The sequence below is a fragment of the Pseudomonas sp. NBRC 111130 genome (assembly GCF_001320485.1).
Classification (GTDB): Bacteria; Pseudomonadota; Gammaproteobacteria; order Pseudomonadales; family Pseudomonadaceae; genus Aquipseudomonas; species Aquipseudomonas vlassakiae.
The window spans coordinates 74,194-89,360 of sequence record NZ_BCBG01000019.1 but is presented as its reverse complement, the minus strand read 5'-3'; the positions used below and the strand labels follow the sequence as shown (position 1 = coordinate 89,360).

The following is a 15,167-nucleotide window of genomic DNA, read 5'->3' as shown; positions in this document are numbered from 1 at the left end:
GATGACCTTGTCGCCACGCAGCTTGTTGTAACCCTGGCCTTTCTCGGCGCCGCCTTCATCGCTGATGGCGTCGGTGCCGTACAGGGCATCGTACAGCGAACCCCAACGGGCGTTGGCTGCGTTCAGGGCGAAGCGGGCGTTCATCACCGGAACCACCAACTGCGGGCCGGCCATGTGAGCGATCTCTTCGTCCACGTTCTGGGTGGTGGCCTGGAAATCGTCGGCTTGTGGCAGCAGGTAGCCGATTTCCTGGAGGAATGCTTTGTAGGCTACGGCGTCGTGCGCCTGGCCTTGGCGTGCCTGGTGCCAGGCGTCGATCTTGGCTTGCAGCTCGTCGCGCTTGGCGAGCAGGGCTTTGTTCTTTGGAGCGAGGTCATTGATGATCTTCTCTGCACCGGCCCAGAACTGCTCGGCGACGATGCCGGTCCCCGGAATGGCTTCGTTGTTGACGAAGTCGTACAGGACCTTGGCGACCTGAAGGCCACCGACTTGAACGTATCCAGTCATTGCTTGCCTCACTCTGCTCAGCTATTTCGCTCTTCTGTATTATGCCTGTAGCGCTTCTCTAAACACGTTCCAGTGCTTGCCCTCGTCGAATGGCACGAGCGCGGCTGGGTGCGGCCTGCCAGACGGGCTGGCAGGCAGTGTGCGTATTTTCACAGGCGCCTTGGCAGACATCCAAACGACGTTTTGTAGTCCGCGCCACGGGATACTACATGATGCAGTAGACGAGGCAAAATCAGACTAAAAGCGCCGTTATGCGACCAGTTGGTCGCGTATGGTCACGCTGGGAGAACGTATGTTCGCAAAAAACGGGTGGATTGTTCCAGATAAATCTTGAAACAGTACACGATTTGTTATCCGGATTGCCCTGCGGCAGGTTGCCGCGCCTTGCCTATACTGAGTCGATCCCCCGTATTTACGCCGCCTCGGGCGGCCCGACACCGAGGAAGGGCCTGTGGATCATCTTGTACTCACCGTGATTGCCCCGGACAAGGCCGGCCAGGTCGAGCGCATTGCCCAGTGCATCGCCGATCATAATGGCAACTGGCTGGAGAGCCGCATGTCGCGGATGGCCGGACAGTTTGCCGGGATCCTGCGGGTGGCGGTGCCAGCGGAAAACTACGACGAACTGGTCAAGTCGCTGCAGGCGCTGGGGCAATACGATATTCGCGTGCTCATCGCCGAGAGCGGCATCGAACCGTCCTGCACCTGGAAACCGATTGCCATGGAGCTGGTGGGCAATGACCGCCCGGGTATCGTGCGCGATATCACCCGCCTGCTGGCGGACCAGGGGGTGAACCTGGAGCGCTTCACCACCGAAGTGCGGCCGGCGCCGATGAGCAGTGAGCCGCTGTTCCATGCCGATGCGCTACTGGCGCTGCCATTGACCTTGTCGCTGGATGACCTGCAACAGAAGCTGGAGAGCCTGGCGGATGACTTGATGGTGGAGTTGAAGTTGCGGCCGGAGGACTGATCGGGTTATCCCGATTTGACGGGGACTGCCCTGTGGATAAGCTGGGGGCGCCCCTCGCCAGCCCAGGAACGGCAAGCCTTCCCGAGTTTTGAGCAAAAAACGTACAGAAATCAGCAGCTTGTGCACAAAGCACGGGGACGAGGGTGTGGATAACCTTTGGAGATGTTTCTGCAGGCCACGAATCACGTGGCCTGCACGGTTTTGATCGTTTTTTGATCAGGCGCGCTTGCGCAGGGTCAGCCAGGCATCGACGCTGTAGATTGCCAAGCCCGCCCAGATGAAGATAAACGCGATCAAGCTGCTCGAGGACAGCTGCTCATCGAACAGCAGCACTGCCTGCAGCAGCACCAGGGTCGGCGCGAGGTACTGCAGGAAGCCCAGGGTGGTATAAGGCAGGTGCCGCGCTGCTGCGTTGAAGCACACCAGCGGCACCAGCGTCACCGGCCCCGCTGCCATCAGCCACAGGGCCTCGCTGCTGGTGTAGAAGTCAGCTTGTGCGCTCATTGCCGTCGGATGCAGCAGCAACCAGCCCAGCGCCAGCGGCACCAGCATCCAGGTTTCCACCACCAGGCCGGGCAACGCCGCTACCGGTGCCTGTTTGCGAATCAGGCCGTAGAAGCCAAAGCTCAGCGCCAGCGCCAGCGACACCCACGGCAGGCTGCCCACTTGCCATACCTGCTGGGCAACGCCCACCGCCGCCATGGCCACTGCCAGCCATTGCAGGCGGCGCAAGCGCTCGCCGAGCAGCAGCATGCCCAGCAGCACGTTGATCAGGGGGTTGATGTAGTAGCCCAGGCTGGCCTCGAGCATGCGGCCGTTGTTCACCGACCAGACATAGGTCAGCCAGTTGGCGGCGATCAGCGTACCGCTCAGTGCCAGAATTGCCAGCCGGCGCGGGTTTTCACGCAGTTCACGCCACCAGCCGGGGTGCTTCCACACCAGCAGCAACATTGAGCCGAACAGGGCCGACCAGAGCACCCGGTGGACGATGATCTCGACCGCCGGAACGCTCTGGATAGCTTTGAAGTACAGCGGGAACAAGCCCCAGATGATGTAGGCACCAAGGCCCAGGAGGTACCCGCGGCGCGGGTTTGCAGCTTGCATGGAGAGTCCTTGCTCAGTAAAGCGACGCCTATTGTAGACAGAGGCGCGCTTGCTTCTAGAACAATTTCAGCGGTTGTTCATCCAGCGCTGCCAGTTGCTCGCGCAAGGCGAGGATCTGGTCACCCCAGTAACGCGGCTGGCCGAACCACGGGAAGCTCGGCGGGAACGCCGGGTCGTCCCAGCGCCGCGCCAGCCAGGCGCTGTAATGGAGTTGGCGCAGGGCGCGCAGCGGTTCGATCAGGGCCAGTTCACGTGGGTCGAAATCGTGGAACTCGTTGTAGCCATCCACCAGTTCGGCCAGTTGCCCCAGGCGTTCCTCGCGGCTGCCAGCGAGCATCATCCACAGGTCCTGCACCGCAGGGCCCATGCGGCAGTCATCGAGGTCGACGACGTGATACACCTCGTCGCGGTGCATCAGGTTGCCGGGGTGCAGGTCGCCATGCAGGCGGATGACCTGATGCGGGGTGCGGGCATAGACATCCTCGACACGCTTGAGCAGATCCCGGGCCACGGACTCGAAAGCCGGCAGCAAGTCCCTGGGGACGAAACCACCGTCGAGCAGGGTGTTCAGCGAGGCATGGCCGAAGTTGTCCACAGTCAGCGCTTCGCGGTGTGCGAACGGGCGCGCAGCCCCTACCGCGTGCAGGCGGCCAAGCAGTTGGCCGAGGCGGTAGAGCTGGTCGAGGTTGCCGGGTTCCGGTGCATGGCCGCCTCGGCGCGGGAATAGGGTGAAGCGAAAGCCTTTGTGCTCGAACAGGGTCTGGCCGTGGTGTTGCAACGGCGCGACCACGGGCACTTCGCAGTCGGCCAGTTCGGCGGTGAACTGGTGCTCTTCGAGGATCGCCGCATCGCTCCAGCGCCCCGGTCGGTAGAACTTGGCGATCAACGGCTGCGAATCTTCGATGCCCACCTGATAGACGCGGTTCTCGTAGCTGTTCAGCGCCAGGACCCTGGCATCGCTGAGAAAGCCCAGGCTTTCCACGGCGTCCAGGACCAGGTCGGGGGTGAGGGTATCGAAGGGGTGAGACATGCGGGCTCCGGGGGTGGGCGGCGTGTTGGCATGTTAACTCATTCCATGGCTTTCCCTCAGATTGCCTGTTCTGGCCCTTTCGCGGGTGAACCTGCTCCCACAGGATATGTACAACACCTGAACAGGGTGCAGTACCTGTAGGAGCGGGTTCACCCGCGAAGAAGAGGCCGGCACAGGTTAAACCGGTACCCCGAGCAATACATAGGAAGGATGGAACTGCACCTTCACTTTGCTCCCTGCTTTGATCGACTGCTCAACCAACCAACCTGCCTCGGCAAATGCACACAACGTCTGCCCATTGCCCAGCGCCAACCGCACCTCGCTGTCCCCTTGCGCATCCGCCAGCACCGCTTCGACGGTGGCGTTCAGCACATTGCTACCCGCATCCGCCTCATCCCCTGCTGCCAGCAACTGCACCCACCCGGCCTTGAGCAGCGCCACCACCGTGGTCCCCAATGTCAGCTCCAGCCGCGCCGTGCTGTCAGGGGTAATCAGCGCATCGATCTCCAGCCCGCCGCCCAATGCCAGGCTCACCCGATCATGCCGGCCCTCCCTGCGCAGCCCGCTGACCTGCCCCTGCAGCTGGTTGCGTGCGCTGGTGCGCAACATCAGGCGCCCGAGCAGGTCCAGGTCGCTGGACTCTTCGGCGGCGTCGAGAATCTGTGCCTGCAGTGCCTGCACCTTCTGATACAGGCGCAGGACCCGCTCGCCTTCCATGGACAGCCTTGCGCCGCCGCCGCCTCGGCCACCCGTGCTGCGCTCGACCAAGGGCTTGCTGGCCAGGTTGTTGAGTTCATCGATCGCATCCCAGGCAGCCTTGTAGCTGATGCCGGCAGCCTTGGCCGCGCGGGTGATCGAGCCTTGTTCGGCGATGTGCTGGAGCAGGTTGATGCGCTGCGGACGGCGCGCAATATGCTGGGTGAGCAGGGCGGGCAGGGACATGGGGCGGCCTATCGGGTGATGACCCGTCAAGCTTGCCCCGGTTTTGCCGTGCGTGCCAGGCAATACACATCGATCCTGCGCGCACCTGCCTGGTGCAACAGCTGCGCAATGGCCTGCGCGGTGGCCCCGGTGGTCATCACATCATCGATCACGGCAACGTGGCGGCCCTTGAGTGCTGCCTCGCTGGACAGCGCGAACGCCTGGCGCAAATTACGCCGGCGAGCACGGGCGTCCAGGCTCTGCTGTGCCGGTGTTTCACGCGTGCGCAGCAACAAACGTTCATCACATTCGATCACCAGTGCCTTGGACAGCCAGCGCCCGAGCATGCCGGCCTGGTTGAAGCCGCGCTCGCGCAGTCGGCGCCGGGCCAGCGGTACTGGCAACAACAGGTCTGGCCTGGGCAGGCCTTCCTGATAGCGATGGTGCATGTGCAAGCCCAGCAGTTCGGCCATCAGGCGCCCCAGCGGCCATTGGCTGTTGTGCTTGAAGCGGCTGATCAGCGTGTCCAGCGGGAACCCGTAGTGCCAGGGCGCCATGGCCTGGTGAAAAGCTGGCGGGCGGCGACTGCACTGGGCGCAGGTCAGGCCGGCCATCGGCAATGGCAGGGCACAGCGCAGGCAATACTCGTCGAGCCAGGGCAGTTCCTGCTCGCAGGCGGCGCACAAGGGGTAATGCTGTTCGGCAGGTTCGCCGCATAGCAGACAGATATGGTTAATATTTGTACAGTTGTAAACCAGTGCTTTTAACCAAGGTTGACAGTTCATAGGCCATCCATGAGTATGCGAGCTATCCGTGATGCGCTGGCGGGCACTTGTACCTCGGCGCCAGTTACAGCCTAAACAAGGAAACGCCGATGAGCGCCAGCACAACTGCAACAACACGTCACGATTGGTCCCTGCCTGAAGTCAAGGCGCTGTTCCAGCAGCCATTCAATGACCTGCTGTTCCAGGCGCAAACCGTGCACCGCGCGCATTTCGACCCCAACCGCGTACAGGTTTCGACGCTGCTGTCGATTAAGACCGGCGCCTGTCCGGAGGATTGCAAATATTGTCCGCAGTCCGGCCACTACAACACCGGGCTGGAAAAACAAAAGCTGATGGAAGTGCAGAAGGTGCTCGAGGAAGCGGCTCGCGCCAAAGCCATCGGCTCCACCCGCTTCTGCATGGGCGCGGCCTGGAAGCACCCGTCGGCCAAAGACATGCCCTACGTGCTGGAGATGGTCAAAGGCGTGAAGGCCATGGGCCTGGAAACCTGCATGACCCTCGGCAAGCTCGACCAGGATCAGACCCTGGCCCTGGCCCAGGCCGGCCTGGACTACTACAACCACAACCTCGACACCTCGCCTGAGTTCTACGGCAGTATCATCACTACCCGTACCTACAGCGAGCGCCTGCAGACCCTGGCCTACGTGCGCGATGCCGGGATGAAGATCTGCTCTGGCGGCATCCTCGGTATGGGCGAGTCGCTGGACGACCGCGCCGGCCTGCTGATCCAGCTGGCCAACCTGCCCGAGCACCCGGAATCGGTGCCGATCAATATGCTGGTAAAGGTCGCCGGTACCCCGCTGGCCGATGAAGAGGACGTAGACCCGTTCGACTTCATCCGCATGCTGGCAGTGGCTCGGATTCTCATGCCGAAGTCGCACGTGCGCCTGTCCGCCGGCCGCGAGCAGATGAACGAGCAGATGCAGGCCCTGGCCTTCATGGCGGGCGCCAACTCGATCTTCTACGGCGAGAAATTGCTGACCACCGCCAACCCGCAGGCCGACAAGGACATGCAGCTGTTCGCTCGCCTGGGTATCCAGCCTGAAGCCCGCGAAGAGCATGCCGACGAAGTGCACCAGGCGGCCATCGAGCAGGCCTTGGTCGAGCAACGCAGCAGTGAGCTGTTCTACGACGCCGCGTCTGCCTGAGATGGCTTTCGACCTGGCGGCGCGCCTGGCCGAACGGCGTGCCGCAGACCTGTATCGGCAGCGGCCATTGCTGGAAAGCCCGCAGGGGCCGCAAGTGGTGGTCGACGGCCAACGCCTGCTGGCCTTCTGCAGCAATGACTACCTGGGGCTGGCCAACCACCCTGAAGTAATCGCCGCCTGGCAAGCTGGCGCCGAGCGCTGGGGTGTCGGCGGTGGCGCCTCGCACCTGGTGATCGGCCATAGTTCGCCGCACCATGCTGTCGAAGAGGCGCTGGCCGAACTGACCGGTCGCCCACGGGCGCTGCTGTTCTCTACGGGCTACATGGCCAACCTGGGCGCCATCACCGCGCTGGTGGGGCAGGGCGACAGCGTATTGCAGGACCGCCTGAACCACGCGTCGCTGCTCGACGGTGGATTGCTCAGTGGCGCCCGGTTCAGCCGCTACCTGCACAACGACGCTGCCAGCCTGGCCAATCGCCTGGCCAGGGCAACTGGAAACACGTTGGTGGTCACCGACGGTGTTTTCAGCATGGATGGCGACCTCGCCGATCTGCCGGCCCTGGCCACTGTGGCCCGCGCCCACGGCGCCTGGCTGATGGTCGACGACGCCCATGGCCTGGGTACGTTGGGTGAGCAGGGCGGCGGAATCGTCGAGCACTTCGGTCTAGGCATCGATGACGTACCTGTGCTGATCGGCACGCTGGGCAAGGCCTGCGGCACGGCTGGCGCTTTCGTCGCAGGCAGTGAAGAGCTGATCGAAGCCTTGGTGCAGTTCGCCCGGCCCTACATCTACACCACCAGTCAGCCGCCAGCGCTGGCCTGCGCCACGCTCAAGAGCCTGGAACTGCTGCGCCGTGAAACCTGGCGCCGCGAGCACCTGGCTGCGCTGATCCGCCAGTTCCGCCAGGGGGCTTCGCAAATCGGCCTGCAATTGGTGGACAGCCCGACGCCGATCCAGCCGATCCTGATCGGTGACAGTGCCCAGGCTCTCAAGCTGTCGCGCATGCTGCGTGACCGCGGCCTGCTGGTGACCGCCATTCGCCCGCCAACGGTGCCTGCTGGCAGCGCCCGCCTGCGCGTTACCCTGAGCGCGGCGCACAGCGAGGCGCAGGTGCAGCTATTGTTGAATGCATTGGCCGAGTGTTATCCACAGCTGGAGGCCGCCGATGCGTAACCGTTTGATCCTTTTACCCGGTTGGGGGCTGGGCACTGCTGCCCTCGAGCCGCTCGCCGCCAGCCTGCGGGCCCAGGACGCACGCCTGCAGGTCGAATTGATGCCCCTGCCGGAACTGCCTGATGCCGACGTGCAAGCCTGGGTGGACTACCTTGATCGCAAGGTGCCCAGCGACACCTGGCTGGGTGGCTGGTCGCTCGGCGGCATGCTCGCCAGCGAACTGGCGCGCAAGCGTGGCGACCATTGCTGCGGCCTGCTGACGTTGGGCAGCAACCCCAGTTTCGTGGCCCGCGCCGATTGGCCCCATGGCATGGCCGAGGATACCTTCGGCACCTTTCTCGATGGTTGCCGCAGCCACACGTCGGTGACCCTCAAGCGTTTCCGCACCCTGTGCAGCGACGGAGCCTTGCAACCTCGCACGCTGCTGCGCCAACTGGGTGTCGGTGTGCCGGATACCGATCCGCTGTACCTGGCCACCGGCCTTGAAGTGCTGGCCAAACTCGATACCCGTGAGGCCCTGCAGGCCTATGGCGGCCCGCAATTGCACCTGTTCGCCGGCAGCGATGCGCTGGTGCCCGCCGAGGTGGCCAAAGCGCTGAGCGAGCTGCTGCCCGATGTGGAAGTCGGCCTGGTCGAAGACAGTTCCCACGCCTTCCTGCTGGAGTATCCACAGGAGCTGGCGGCGGGCATCAAGAGTTTCCTGCATGAGAGTGGCGATGACTGACCTTTCCCGTCCAACCCTGCCCGGCGCGCTGCCGGACAAGCGCCAGGTGGCCGCCTCGTTCTCTCGGGCGGCAGCCAGCTACGACAGTGTTGCGGCCTTGCAGCGTGCGGTGGGCATGAGCTTGCTGGAGCAGTTGCCGGATGACGTGGCACCGACGCGCTGGCTGGACCTTGGCAGTGGCACGGGGCATTTCAGCCGGGTACTGGGCGAGCGTTTTGCCCAGGCCAACGGCGTAGCTGTGGATATTGCCGAAGGCATGTTGTGCCACGCGCGTGGCGAACAGGGCGGGGCGCATTACCATGTGGCCGGCGATGCCGAGCGCCTGCCGCTGCGTGACGCCTGTGTCGACCTGGTGTTCACCAGCCTCGCGGTACAGTGGTGCGGTCAGTTCGCCAGTGTGCTGGATGAGGCTCGGCGAGTATTGCGCCCGGGCGGGGTGCTGGCGTTCAGCAGCCTGTGCGTCGGCACGCTCGATGAATTGCGCGCCAGCTGGCAGGCCGTGGATGGCATGGTGCATGTCAATCGCTTCAGACGGTTTGAAGACTACCAGCGCCTGTGCGCCGCCAGTGGCCTCAGCGAGGTCAGCTTGCGGCGCCAGGCCCATGTGCTGCACTACCCCGATGTGCGCAGCCTGACCCATGAACTCAAGGCGCTCGGTGCGCACAACCTCAACCCCGGGCGGCCTTCTGGCCTTACCGGCCGAGCACGTATGCAAGGCCTGTTGCAGGCTTACGAAGCGTTTCGCCAGCCTCAGGGGCTGCCCGCCACCTATCAGGTGGTCTATGGTGTGTTGCGCAAGCCACAGGCATGAGAGGAGCAGCATGAGCCAGGCCTATTTCATTGCCGGGACCGATACCGATGTCGGCAAGACCACCATCGCCGCCGGGCTGCTGCATGCGGCCCGCTTGCAGGGGTTGAGCACCTTGGGCGCGAAGCCGGTGGCTTCGGGTTGCTCGATGACGGCCAAAGGCCTGCGCAACAGTGACGCCCAGGCGTTGATCGACGAGAGCTCGATCAAGCTTGCCTACGAGGAGGTCAACCCGTTTGCCTTCGAACCGGCCATTGCGCCGCATGTGGCGGCCCGGGAGGCGAGTGTCGCGCTGGAAGTCACGGTGCTGGCAAAGGCCATGCGCCATGTTCTGGAGCAGGGCGCAGACTTCACGCTGATCGAAGGCGCTGGCGGCTGGCGCGTGCCATTGTCCAACCATGCCAACCTGTCTGACGTGGCGATTGCCCTGAAACTGCCGGTGATTCTGGTGGTTGGGGTGCGCCTGGGCTGCATCAACCACGCACTGCTCAGTGCCGAGGCAATTGCCCGCGACGGGCTGCAACTGGCAGGCTGGGTGGCGAATATCATCGAACCACGGACCTCGCGGTTGGAAGAAAACCTCGCCAGCCTGGCGGAGCGACTACCTGCCCCGTGCCTGGGGCGGGTGCCGAAGCTCAAGCAGGCTACTGCGGATGCGGTGGCAGAGCATTTGCAGCTCGACTTGCTCGAGTGAATGAAGCCGGATATGTCCTTGGCCTATCAAGTGGCACTGAGCCATTAGGGATTTAAACGGGCCTTTTCGCGCCTGGCCTGCTTTAATTGCCCTTGTTCATATCCAGCGTCATTGGAGTTCTGACATGGAAATCACCGGCAGCACCGCGTATTACGCGGGCCTCAATGCCATCTACAACGGCCAGAACCGGGTCGATCAGGCCGCCGGCGAGATCGCCAATGCCTCGGTTGAGCGTGCCGCCACCAGCCAGTCCAGCGACTTTCAGGCCGAGCGCCTGCGTGGGGTCGACCGCAGCCAGCAGATGGACCTGGCAACCAGCACCGTGCAATTGGCCCTGGGCAAGACCGAGGTCGAACTAGGCGCCAAGGTGGCCAAGGCTTCCGACGAAATGCTCGGGCGGTTCATCGATACCTACGCCTGATTTCAGCTTCCCTGCAAAACCCTGTGGGAGCGGGTTTACTCGCGGATGCGCCTGTCCGGACCCCCTGTTGTCCGGCTGGCCCTTTCGAGGGTAAACCCGCTCCCACAGTCGTTTGTGCCTGAGATTTCATGCGATGGCATAAACGCCATCTTTCGCGGCGTAAATGGCACCATAGTCCCTTCTTGACATCGGGCTGTCCTAAACGTAAGTTTCAAACAACTGTTTGACCCAAAGCCGCCAAGAGCTGGTCGGTATCAGCGGTCCCCTACCGAACTCATCACAGAGGTTCATCGCAATGCCTGATTACAAAGCCCCCTTGCGTGATATTCGTTTCGTCCGCGACGAGCTGCTCGGCTACGAGGCGCACTATCAGAGCCTGCCGGGTTGCCAGGACGCAACGCCTGACATGGTCAACGCGATCCTGGAAGAAGGCGCGAAGTTCTGTGAGCAGGTGCTGTCGCCACTGAACCGTATCGGTGATCAGGAAGGCTGCACCTGGAGCGAGTCAGGCGTGAAGACGCCGACCGGTTTCAAGGAAGCCTACCAGCAGTTCGTCGAAGGTGGCTGGCCGAGCCTGGCGCATGACGTCGAACACGGTGGCCAGGGCCTGCCGGAGTCGCTGGGCCTGGCCCTGAGCGAAATGGTCGGGGGTTCGAACTGGTCCTGGGGCATGTATCCAGGCCTGTCCCACGGCGCGATGAACACCATCTCCGCCCACGGCACCGCTGAGCAGCAACACACCTACCTGACCAAGCTGGTGTCCGGCGAGTGGACCGGCACCATGTGCCTGACCGAGCCACACTGCGGTACCGACCTGGGCATGCTGCGCACCAAGGCTGAGCCACAGGCTGATGGCAGCTACAAGGTCTCCGGCACCAAGATCTTCATCTCGGCCGGTGAACACGACATGGCCGACAACATCGTCCACATCGTGCTGGCTCGTCTGCCAGATGCTCCGGCGGGTACCAAAGGCATTTCGCTGTTCATCGTGCCGAAGTTCCTGCCCAACGCCGAAGGCGGCGTGGGTGAGCGCAACGGCGTGAGCTGTGGCTCGATCGAACACAAGATGGGTATCCACGGCAACGCTACCTGCGTGATGAACTTCGACGGTGCCACTGGCTACCTGATCGGCCCGGCCAACAAAGGCCTGAATTGCATGTTCACCTTCATGAACACCGCACGCCTGGGTACCGCGCTGCAAGGTCTGGCGCATGCCGAAGTGGCGTTCCAGGGTGGCCTGAAATACGCCCGTGAGCGCCTGCAGATGCGCTCCCTGACCGGCCCGAAAGCGCCGGACAAGGCCGCTGACCCGATCATCGTCCACCCCGACGTGCGTCGCATGCTGCTGACCATGAAGGCCTTCGCTGAAGGCAACCGTGCGATGGTGTACTTCACTGCCAAGCAGGTGGACATCGTCAAGTACAGCCAGGATGAGGAAGAGCGCAAGAAGGCCGATGCCCTGCTGGCCTTCCTGACCCCGATCGCCAAGGCGTTCATGACCGAAGTCGGCTTCGAGGCCGCCAACCATGGCGTGCAGATCTACGGCGGCCACGGCTTCATCGCCGAGTGGGGCATGGAGCAGAACGTGCGCGACAGCCGCATCTCCATGCTGTACGAGGGCACCACCGGTATCCAGGCCCTTGACCTGCTGGGCCGCAAGGTGCTGATGACCCAGGGCGAAGCGCTCAAGGGCTTCACCAAGATCGTGCACAAGTTCTGCCAGGCGCAGGAAGGTAATGACGCGGTCAAGGAGTTCGTCGGGCCATTGGCTGCGTTGAACAAGGAGTGGGGCGAGCTGACCATGAAAGTGGGCATGGCTGCGATGAAGGACCGCGAGGAAGTCGGCGCCGCGTCGGTGGATTACCTGATGTACTCCGGTTATGCGTGCCTGGCCTACTTCTGGGCTGACATTGCTCGCCTGGCGGCGGAAAAGCTGGCAGCCGGCACCAGCGAAGAAGCCTTCTACACTGCCAAGCTGCAGACTGCGCGCTTCTACTTCCAGCGCATCCTGCCGCGTACCCGTACTCACGTCGCCACCATGCTGTCGGGCGCCAACAACCTGATGGACATGAAAGAAGAAGACTTCTCTCTGGGTTACTAAACTCGGGTGAGTTACCGAAGAGAACGCCGCTCCTGATGAGCGGCGTTTTTTTTGCTTTATTTTATCTTCACGTGTTCGAGCTGGTCTTTAATTTCGCAAATTACAATAGCTGGCGCAGCGCAACTTTCCGACATGCGCAGGCTAATTGTTTGGTGACTTTTGGTTGGGTCGAATTCAGCCAATTTATTAATTTCATCTCTTGTTCACTACAGCTAGCAAATACATTGCCAGATGCTATCTGGTCGCCTTTATAACGTCATACCCCTTGTGTGCTGGGGCTTTCGTCGTTTCTGTGAACGGTTCGTGAATACGATTTGGGGAATTCCACCCACTAATGGGGTTGTTTTACACCGGAACTGAGGAAGTTTGAATTTCAGTATTTCCTGGTATTGCCGACAAAATAAACTGGTCTAAAAAACCATTGAATGTTTCGTGTCGAAATACTTTGTTACAGCTATGGTGGCATTAAGCGCACTTCGTTGCGCGAACCAACAGCCTGAAAAACCTGAGCCGTCGGGAAGTCCATCATGGTCGCCTATCTGAGTAACGTGCGAGTCCCCCGCCTGGCCTGTGCGATAGCGATGACATTCGCCGCCAGCCTTCCTTTTACCAGCGTTCGGGCTGCGGACCCGGCCGGGACCGTTCCGGTCGTCCCGGATGTGCCCAGCCTGCAGTCACTGCGGGGCATGACGCCGCCGGATCCCTCCGGTACCGAAGGTGGCCGCAAAGTCGACCTGATGTCCGATTACGTGATCAATCGCGGGGCGGTAGTGCTTTTGGGCAAGGCGCTGTTCTGGGACATGGCGATCGGCAGTGACGGCGCCACCGCCTGCGCTTCATGCCACTACCACGCCGGTGTCGATCACCGGGTCACCAACCAGATCAACCCTGGCCAGGCCAATACCAATGCCAACGTCGCGTCGATCTTCAACAAGCCGTTCACGGCAGGTGACATTCCAGGTGACGTGCCGAGTTACACCACCCGCTCCGGTGGCAAGGGCGGCCCGAACTACACGTTGAAAAAGGGCGACTTCCCGAGCCACGTACTGGCCAATCCTCTGGACCGTAACTCGGCGATTGTCTATTCGAGCGATGACGTCGTCGGCTCGCAAGGTGTGTTCGATGCCAACTTTGTCAAACCCCGCCAGTCGCGCTTCGACAAGTGCACCCAGCAGCCGGATGGCATTTTCCAGGTGGGTGGCATCAACGTGCGGCGCGCCACCGGGCGCAATGCACCGTCGGTGATCAACGCGGCATTCAACGTGCGCAACTTCTGGGATGGCCGGGCCAACAACGTATTCAACGGCTTCTCGCCGTTCGGTAACCGCGACCCTGACGCTGGGATCTTCGTGACCAAGGATGCCAGTGGCGCCGCGGTGAAGGTACGCCTGGCTCTCAAGGATGCCTCGGCCGCTTCGCAAGCCGTCGGGCCTCCCGGCAGCGCGGTGGAAATGTCTTGTGGTGGGCGTACTTTCGCCGACATTGGCCGGCGCATGCTCGACACCATGATGCTCAAGGGGCAAAAGATTTCGCCCACCGACTCTGTACTCGGCCCCGTCTCCAGTGCCCGTCGGCCAACCTATCGCGAACTGATCAAGAACGCCTTTCAGCCTCGCCTGTGGAACGCCACGCAGCCGGTCTTGCTGGGCAGCGAGCCCTATACCCAGATGGAGGCGAACTTCCCGCTGTTCTTCGGGCTGGCGATCCAGATGTACGAATCCACACTGATCTCTGACCAGGCGCCACTGGATGCCTATCTGCAGGGCGACCACACCGCCATGAATGCCCAGCAGGTGCAAGGCATGAACCTGTTCCTGGGCAAGGGAAAGTGCGTCAGCTGCCATGGTGGTGCGGAGTTGACCAACGCGGGCAGCAGGCTGCTGTTCCAGCCGCATGAGCGCGTCGAGCGCATGGTCATGGCTGACGGCCTGACCACGCTCTATGACAATGGGTTCTACAACACCGGTGTGCGCCCCACCTCCGAGGACCTGGCTCTGGGGGGCTCGGACGCCTGGGGTAATCCTTTGTCCTTCACCCGTGAGTACAACAGCCAACTGCAAGGCGGGAATGTTCCCGACCCACTGGAGGTCGATGTGTGCACCTTCGAAGTGCCACTGAGCGCAGCAGTCCCCTGCGACCCGACGCTCAAGCCCAGTGTCGGTTTCCGCGACGCGGTCGATGGCGCCTTCAAGACCCCGACCCTGCGCAACATCGCCTTGACCGGGCCCTACTTCCACAACGGCAGCCGGGCAACGCTGCAGCAGGTGATGGAATTCTACAACCGCGGCGGTGACCGGCGCGGCGAAGACGCCAGCAACACCAGCGGCTTCGAGCACCCGGCAGTCAACCAGCACAACGGCTCCAATCTCGATCCGGACATGACCCCGCTGAACCTGACGGCGGATGAGATGGATGCACTGGTCAAGTTCATGGAAGTCGGCTTGACCGATCCGCGCGTGGCTTGGGAGCGGGCGCCGTTCGATCATCCGTCCCTTGTCCTGCCGCAGGGTGAGAAGGGCGATGAGAACTCGGTCGGGCAAAAACCGGCCAGCGCCCAGATCACCTCTCGGCAAGCACAAGACGCCGAGTTCCAGCTCAATGCCGTCGGTGCCGCAGGTCGCTCCACTGCGCAGGGGCCGCTGCTGCCATTCAACAACGACCTGTAACGTGGTCGCCCTGTAGGAGCGGCCTTGCCGGTCCGGCGCCCCGGCAAGGCCGCTCCTACAGGGATCGCGGTCGCTTTCAGTTACAAGAAAAGCTCAAGCCCTCCACCCCCGCTG

At 62.5% G+C, this 15,167-nt stretch carries 13 protein-coding genes and 1 pseudogene; 9 read left to right on the top strand and 5 right to left on the bottom strand.

Annotated elements, in window-relative coordinates:
* Positions 1-507 (bottom strand): annotated as a pseudogene (locus APH33_RS11530) (malate synthase G); the annotation flags it as partial.
* Between the two features lie 451 nt (positions 508-958).
* Between APH33_RS11530 and APH33_RS11525 the strand changes: the two are divergent.
* Positions 959-1,477, top strand: a complete 519-nt coding sequence (locus tag APH33_RS11525; protein WP_054885257.1) for a glycine cleavage system protein R — start codon at positions 959-961, stop codon at positions 1,475-1,477.
* Between the two features lie 216 nt (positions 1,478-1,693).
* Here APH33_RS11525 and rarD read toward each other — a convergent pair whose 3' ends face one another.
* From rarD to APH33_RS11505, 4 genes are all read right to left on the bottom strand, one after another.
* A complete protein-coding gene (rarD, locus tag APH33_RS11520; RefSeq protein ID WP_054885256.1) occupies positions 1,694-2,581 on the bottom strand; it encodes an EamA family transporter RarD in 888 nt (295 codons plus the stop codon).
* 55 nt (positions 2,582-2,636) lie between these two features.
* Complete coding sequence (locus tag APH33_RS11515; protein WP_054885255.1) at positions 2,637-3,611, bottom strand: serine/threonine protein kinase; 975 nt, start codon at positions 3,609-3,611, stop codon at positions 2,637-2,639.
* Between the two features lie 177 nt (positions 3,612-3,788).
* The gene (locus APH33_RS11510; RefSeq protein ID WP_054885254.1) at positions 3,789-4,553 is read right to left on the bottom strand and encodes a TOBE domain-containing protein; all 765 of its coding nucleotides are present in this window, start codon (positions 4,551-4,553) and stop codon (positions 3,789-3,791) included.
* A 26-nt stretch (positions 4,554-4,579) separates the two neighbouring features.
* Positions 4,580-5,317, bottom strand: coding sequence for a ComF family protein (locus APH33_RS11505; protein WP_054885253.1), 738 nt, complete (start codon positions 5,315-5,317; stop codon positions 4,580-4,582).
* Between the two features lie 89 nt (positions 5,318-5,406).
* Here APH33_RS11505 and bioB point away from each other — a divergent pair, with 89 nt between their 5' ends.
* The 8 genes from bioB (at position 5,407) to APH33_RS11465 (ending at position 15,053) form a co-directional block, all read left to right on the top strand.
* A complete protein-coding gene (bioB, locus tag APH33_RS11500) occupies positions 5,407-6,465 on the top strand; it encodes a biotin synthase BioB (RefSeq protein ID WP_054885252.1) in 1,059 nt (352 codons plus the stop codon).
* A 1-nt stretch (position 6,466) separates the two neighbouring features.
* Entirely contained in the window at positions 6,467-7,639 is a 1,173-nt protein-coding gene (gene bioF, locus APH33_RS11495) for an 8-amino-7-oxononanoate synthase (protein ID WP_054885251.1), read from the top strand.
* Complete coding sequence (locus tag APH33_RS11490; RefSeq protein ID WP_054885250.1) at positions 7,632-8,363, top strand: alpha/beta fold hydrolase; 732 nt, start codon at positions 7,632-7,634, stop codon at positions 8,361-8,363. Before bioF ends, APH33_RS11490 begins: the two co-directional genes overlap by 8 nt.
* Positions 8,356-9,174 carry a malonyl-ACP O-methyltransferase BioC gene (gene bioC / locus APH33_RS11485; protein ID WP_054885249.1) on the top strand — a complete coding sequence of 273 codons (819 nt, stop codon included), beginning with the start codon at positions 8,356-8,358 and terminating at the stop codon, positions 9,172-9,174. The genes APH33_RS11490 and bioC overlap by 8 nt, the downstream gene beginning before the upstream one ends.
* 10 nt (positions 9,175-9,184) lie before the next feature.
* Positions 9,185-9,865, top strand: a complete 681-nt coding sequence (gene bioD / locus APH33_RS11480; protein WP_054885248.1) for a dethiobiotin synthase — start codon at positions 9,185-9,187, stop codon at positions 9,863-9,865.
* A gap of 124 nt (positions 9,866-9,989) precedes the next feature.
* Positions 9,990-10,286: a hypothetical protein gene (locus APH33_RS11475; RefSeq protein ID WP_054885247.1), complete on the top strand. Its 297-nt coding sequence runs from the start codon at positions 9,990-9,992 to the stop codon at positions 10,284-10,286.
* 295 nt (positions 10,287-10,581) lie between these two features.
* The gene (locus APH33_RS11470) at positions 10,582-12,387 is read left to right on the top strand and encodes a phenylacyl-CoA dehydrogenase (protein ID WP_054885246.1); all 1,806 of its coding nucleotides are present in this window, start codon (positions 10,582-10,584) and stop codon (positions 12,385-12,387) included.
* A 527-nt stretch (positions 12,388-12,914) separates the two neighbouring features.
* The gene (locus APH33_RS11465) at positions 12,915-15,053 is read left to right on the top strand and encodes a cytochrome-c peroxidase (protein ID WP_082433559.1); all 2,139 of its coding nucleotides are present in this window, start codon (positions 12,915-12,917) and stop codon (positions 15,051-15,053) included.
* The last annotated feature ends 114 nt before the right edge of the window (positions 15,054-15,167 follow it).

Bases quoted from the DNA above. Each gene is read 5' to 3' on its own strand.
- rarD (WP_054885256.1), bottom strand. From the start codon at position 2,581: ATGCAAGCTGCAAACCCGCGCCGCGGGTACCTCCTGGGCCTTGGTGCC.
- APH33_RS11515 (WP_054885255.1), bottom strand. From the start codon at position 3,611: ATGTCTCACCCCTTCGATACCCTCACCCCCGACCTGGTCCTGGACGCC.
- APH33_RS11510 (WP_054885254.1), bottom strand. From the start codon at position 4,553: ATGTCCCTGCCCGCCCTGCTCACCCAGCATATTGCGCGCCGTCCGCAG.
- APH33_RS11505 (WP_054885253.1), bottom strand. From the start codon at position 5,317: ATGAACTGTCAACCTTGGTTAAAAGCACTGGTTTACAACTGTACAAAT.
- bioB (WP_054885252.1), top strand. From the start codon at position 5,407: ATGAGCGCCAGCACAACTGCAACAACACGTCACGATTGGTCCCTGCCT.
- bioF (WP_054885251.1), top strand. From the start codon at position 6,467: ATGGCTTTCGACCTGGCGGCGCGCCTGGCCGAACGGCGTGCCGCAGAC.
- APH33_RS11490 (WP_054885250.1), top strand. From the start codon at position 7,632: ATGCGTAACCGTTTGATCCTTTTACCCGGTTGGGGGCTGGGCACTGCT.
- bioC (WP_054885249.1), top strand. From the start codon at position 8,356: ATGACTGACCTTTCCCGTCCAACCCTGCCCGGCGCGCTGCCGGACAAG.
- bioD (WP_054885248.1), top strand. From the start codon at position 9,185: ATGAGCCAGGCCTATTTCATTGCCGGGACCGATACCGATGTCGGCAAG.
- APH33_RS11475 (WP_054885247.1), top strand. From the start codon at position 9,990: ATGGAAATCACCGGCAGCACCGCGTATTACGCGGGCCTCAATGCCATC.
- APH33_RS11470 (WP_054885246.1), top strand. From the start codon at position 10,582: ATGCCTGATTACAAAGCCCCCTTGCGTGATATTCGTTTCGTCCGCGAC.
- APH33_RS11465 (WP_082433559.1), top strand. From the start codon at position 12,915: ATGGTCGCCTATCTGAGTAACGTGCGAGTCCCCCGCCTGGCCTGTGCG.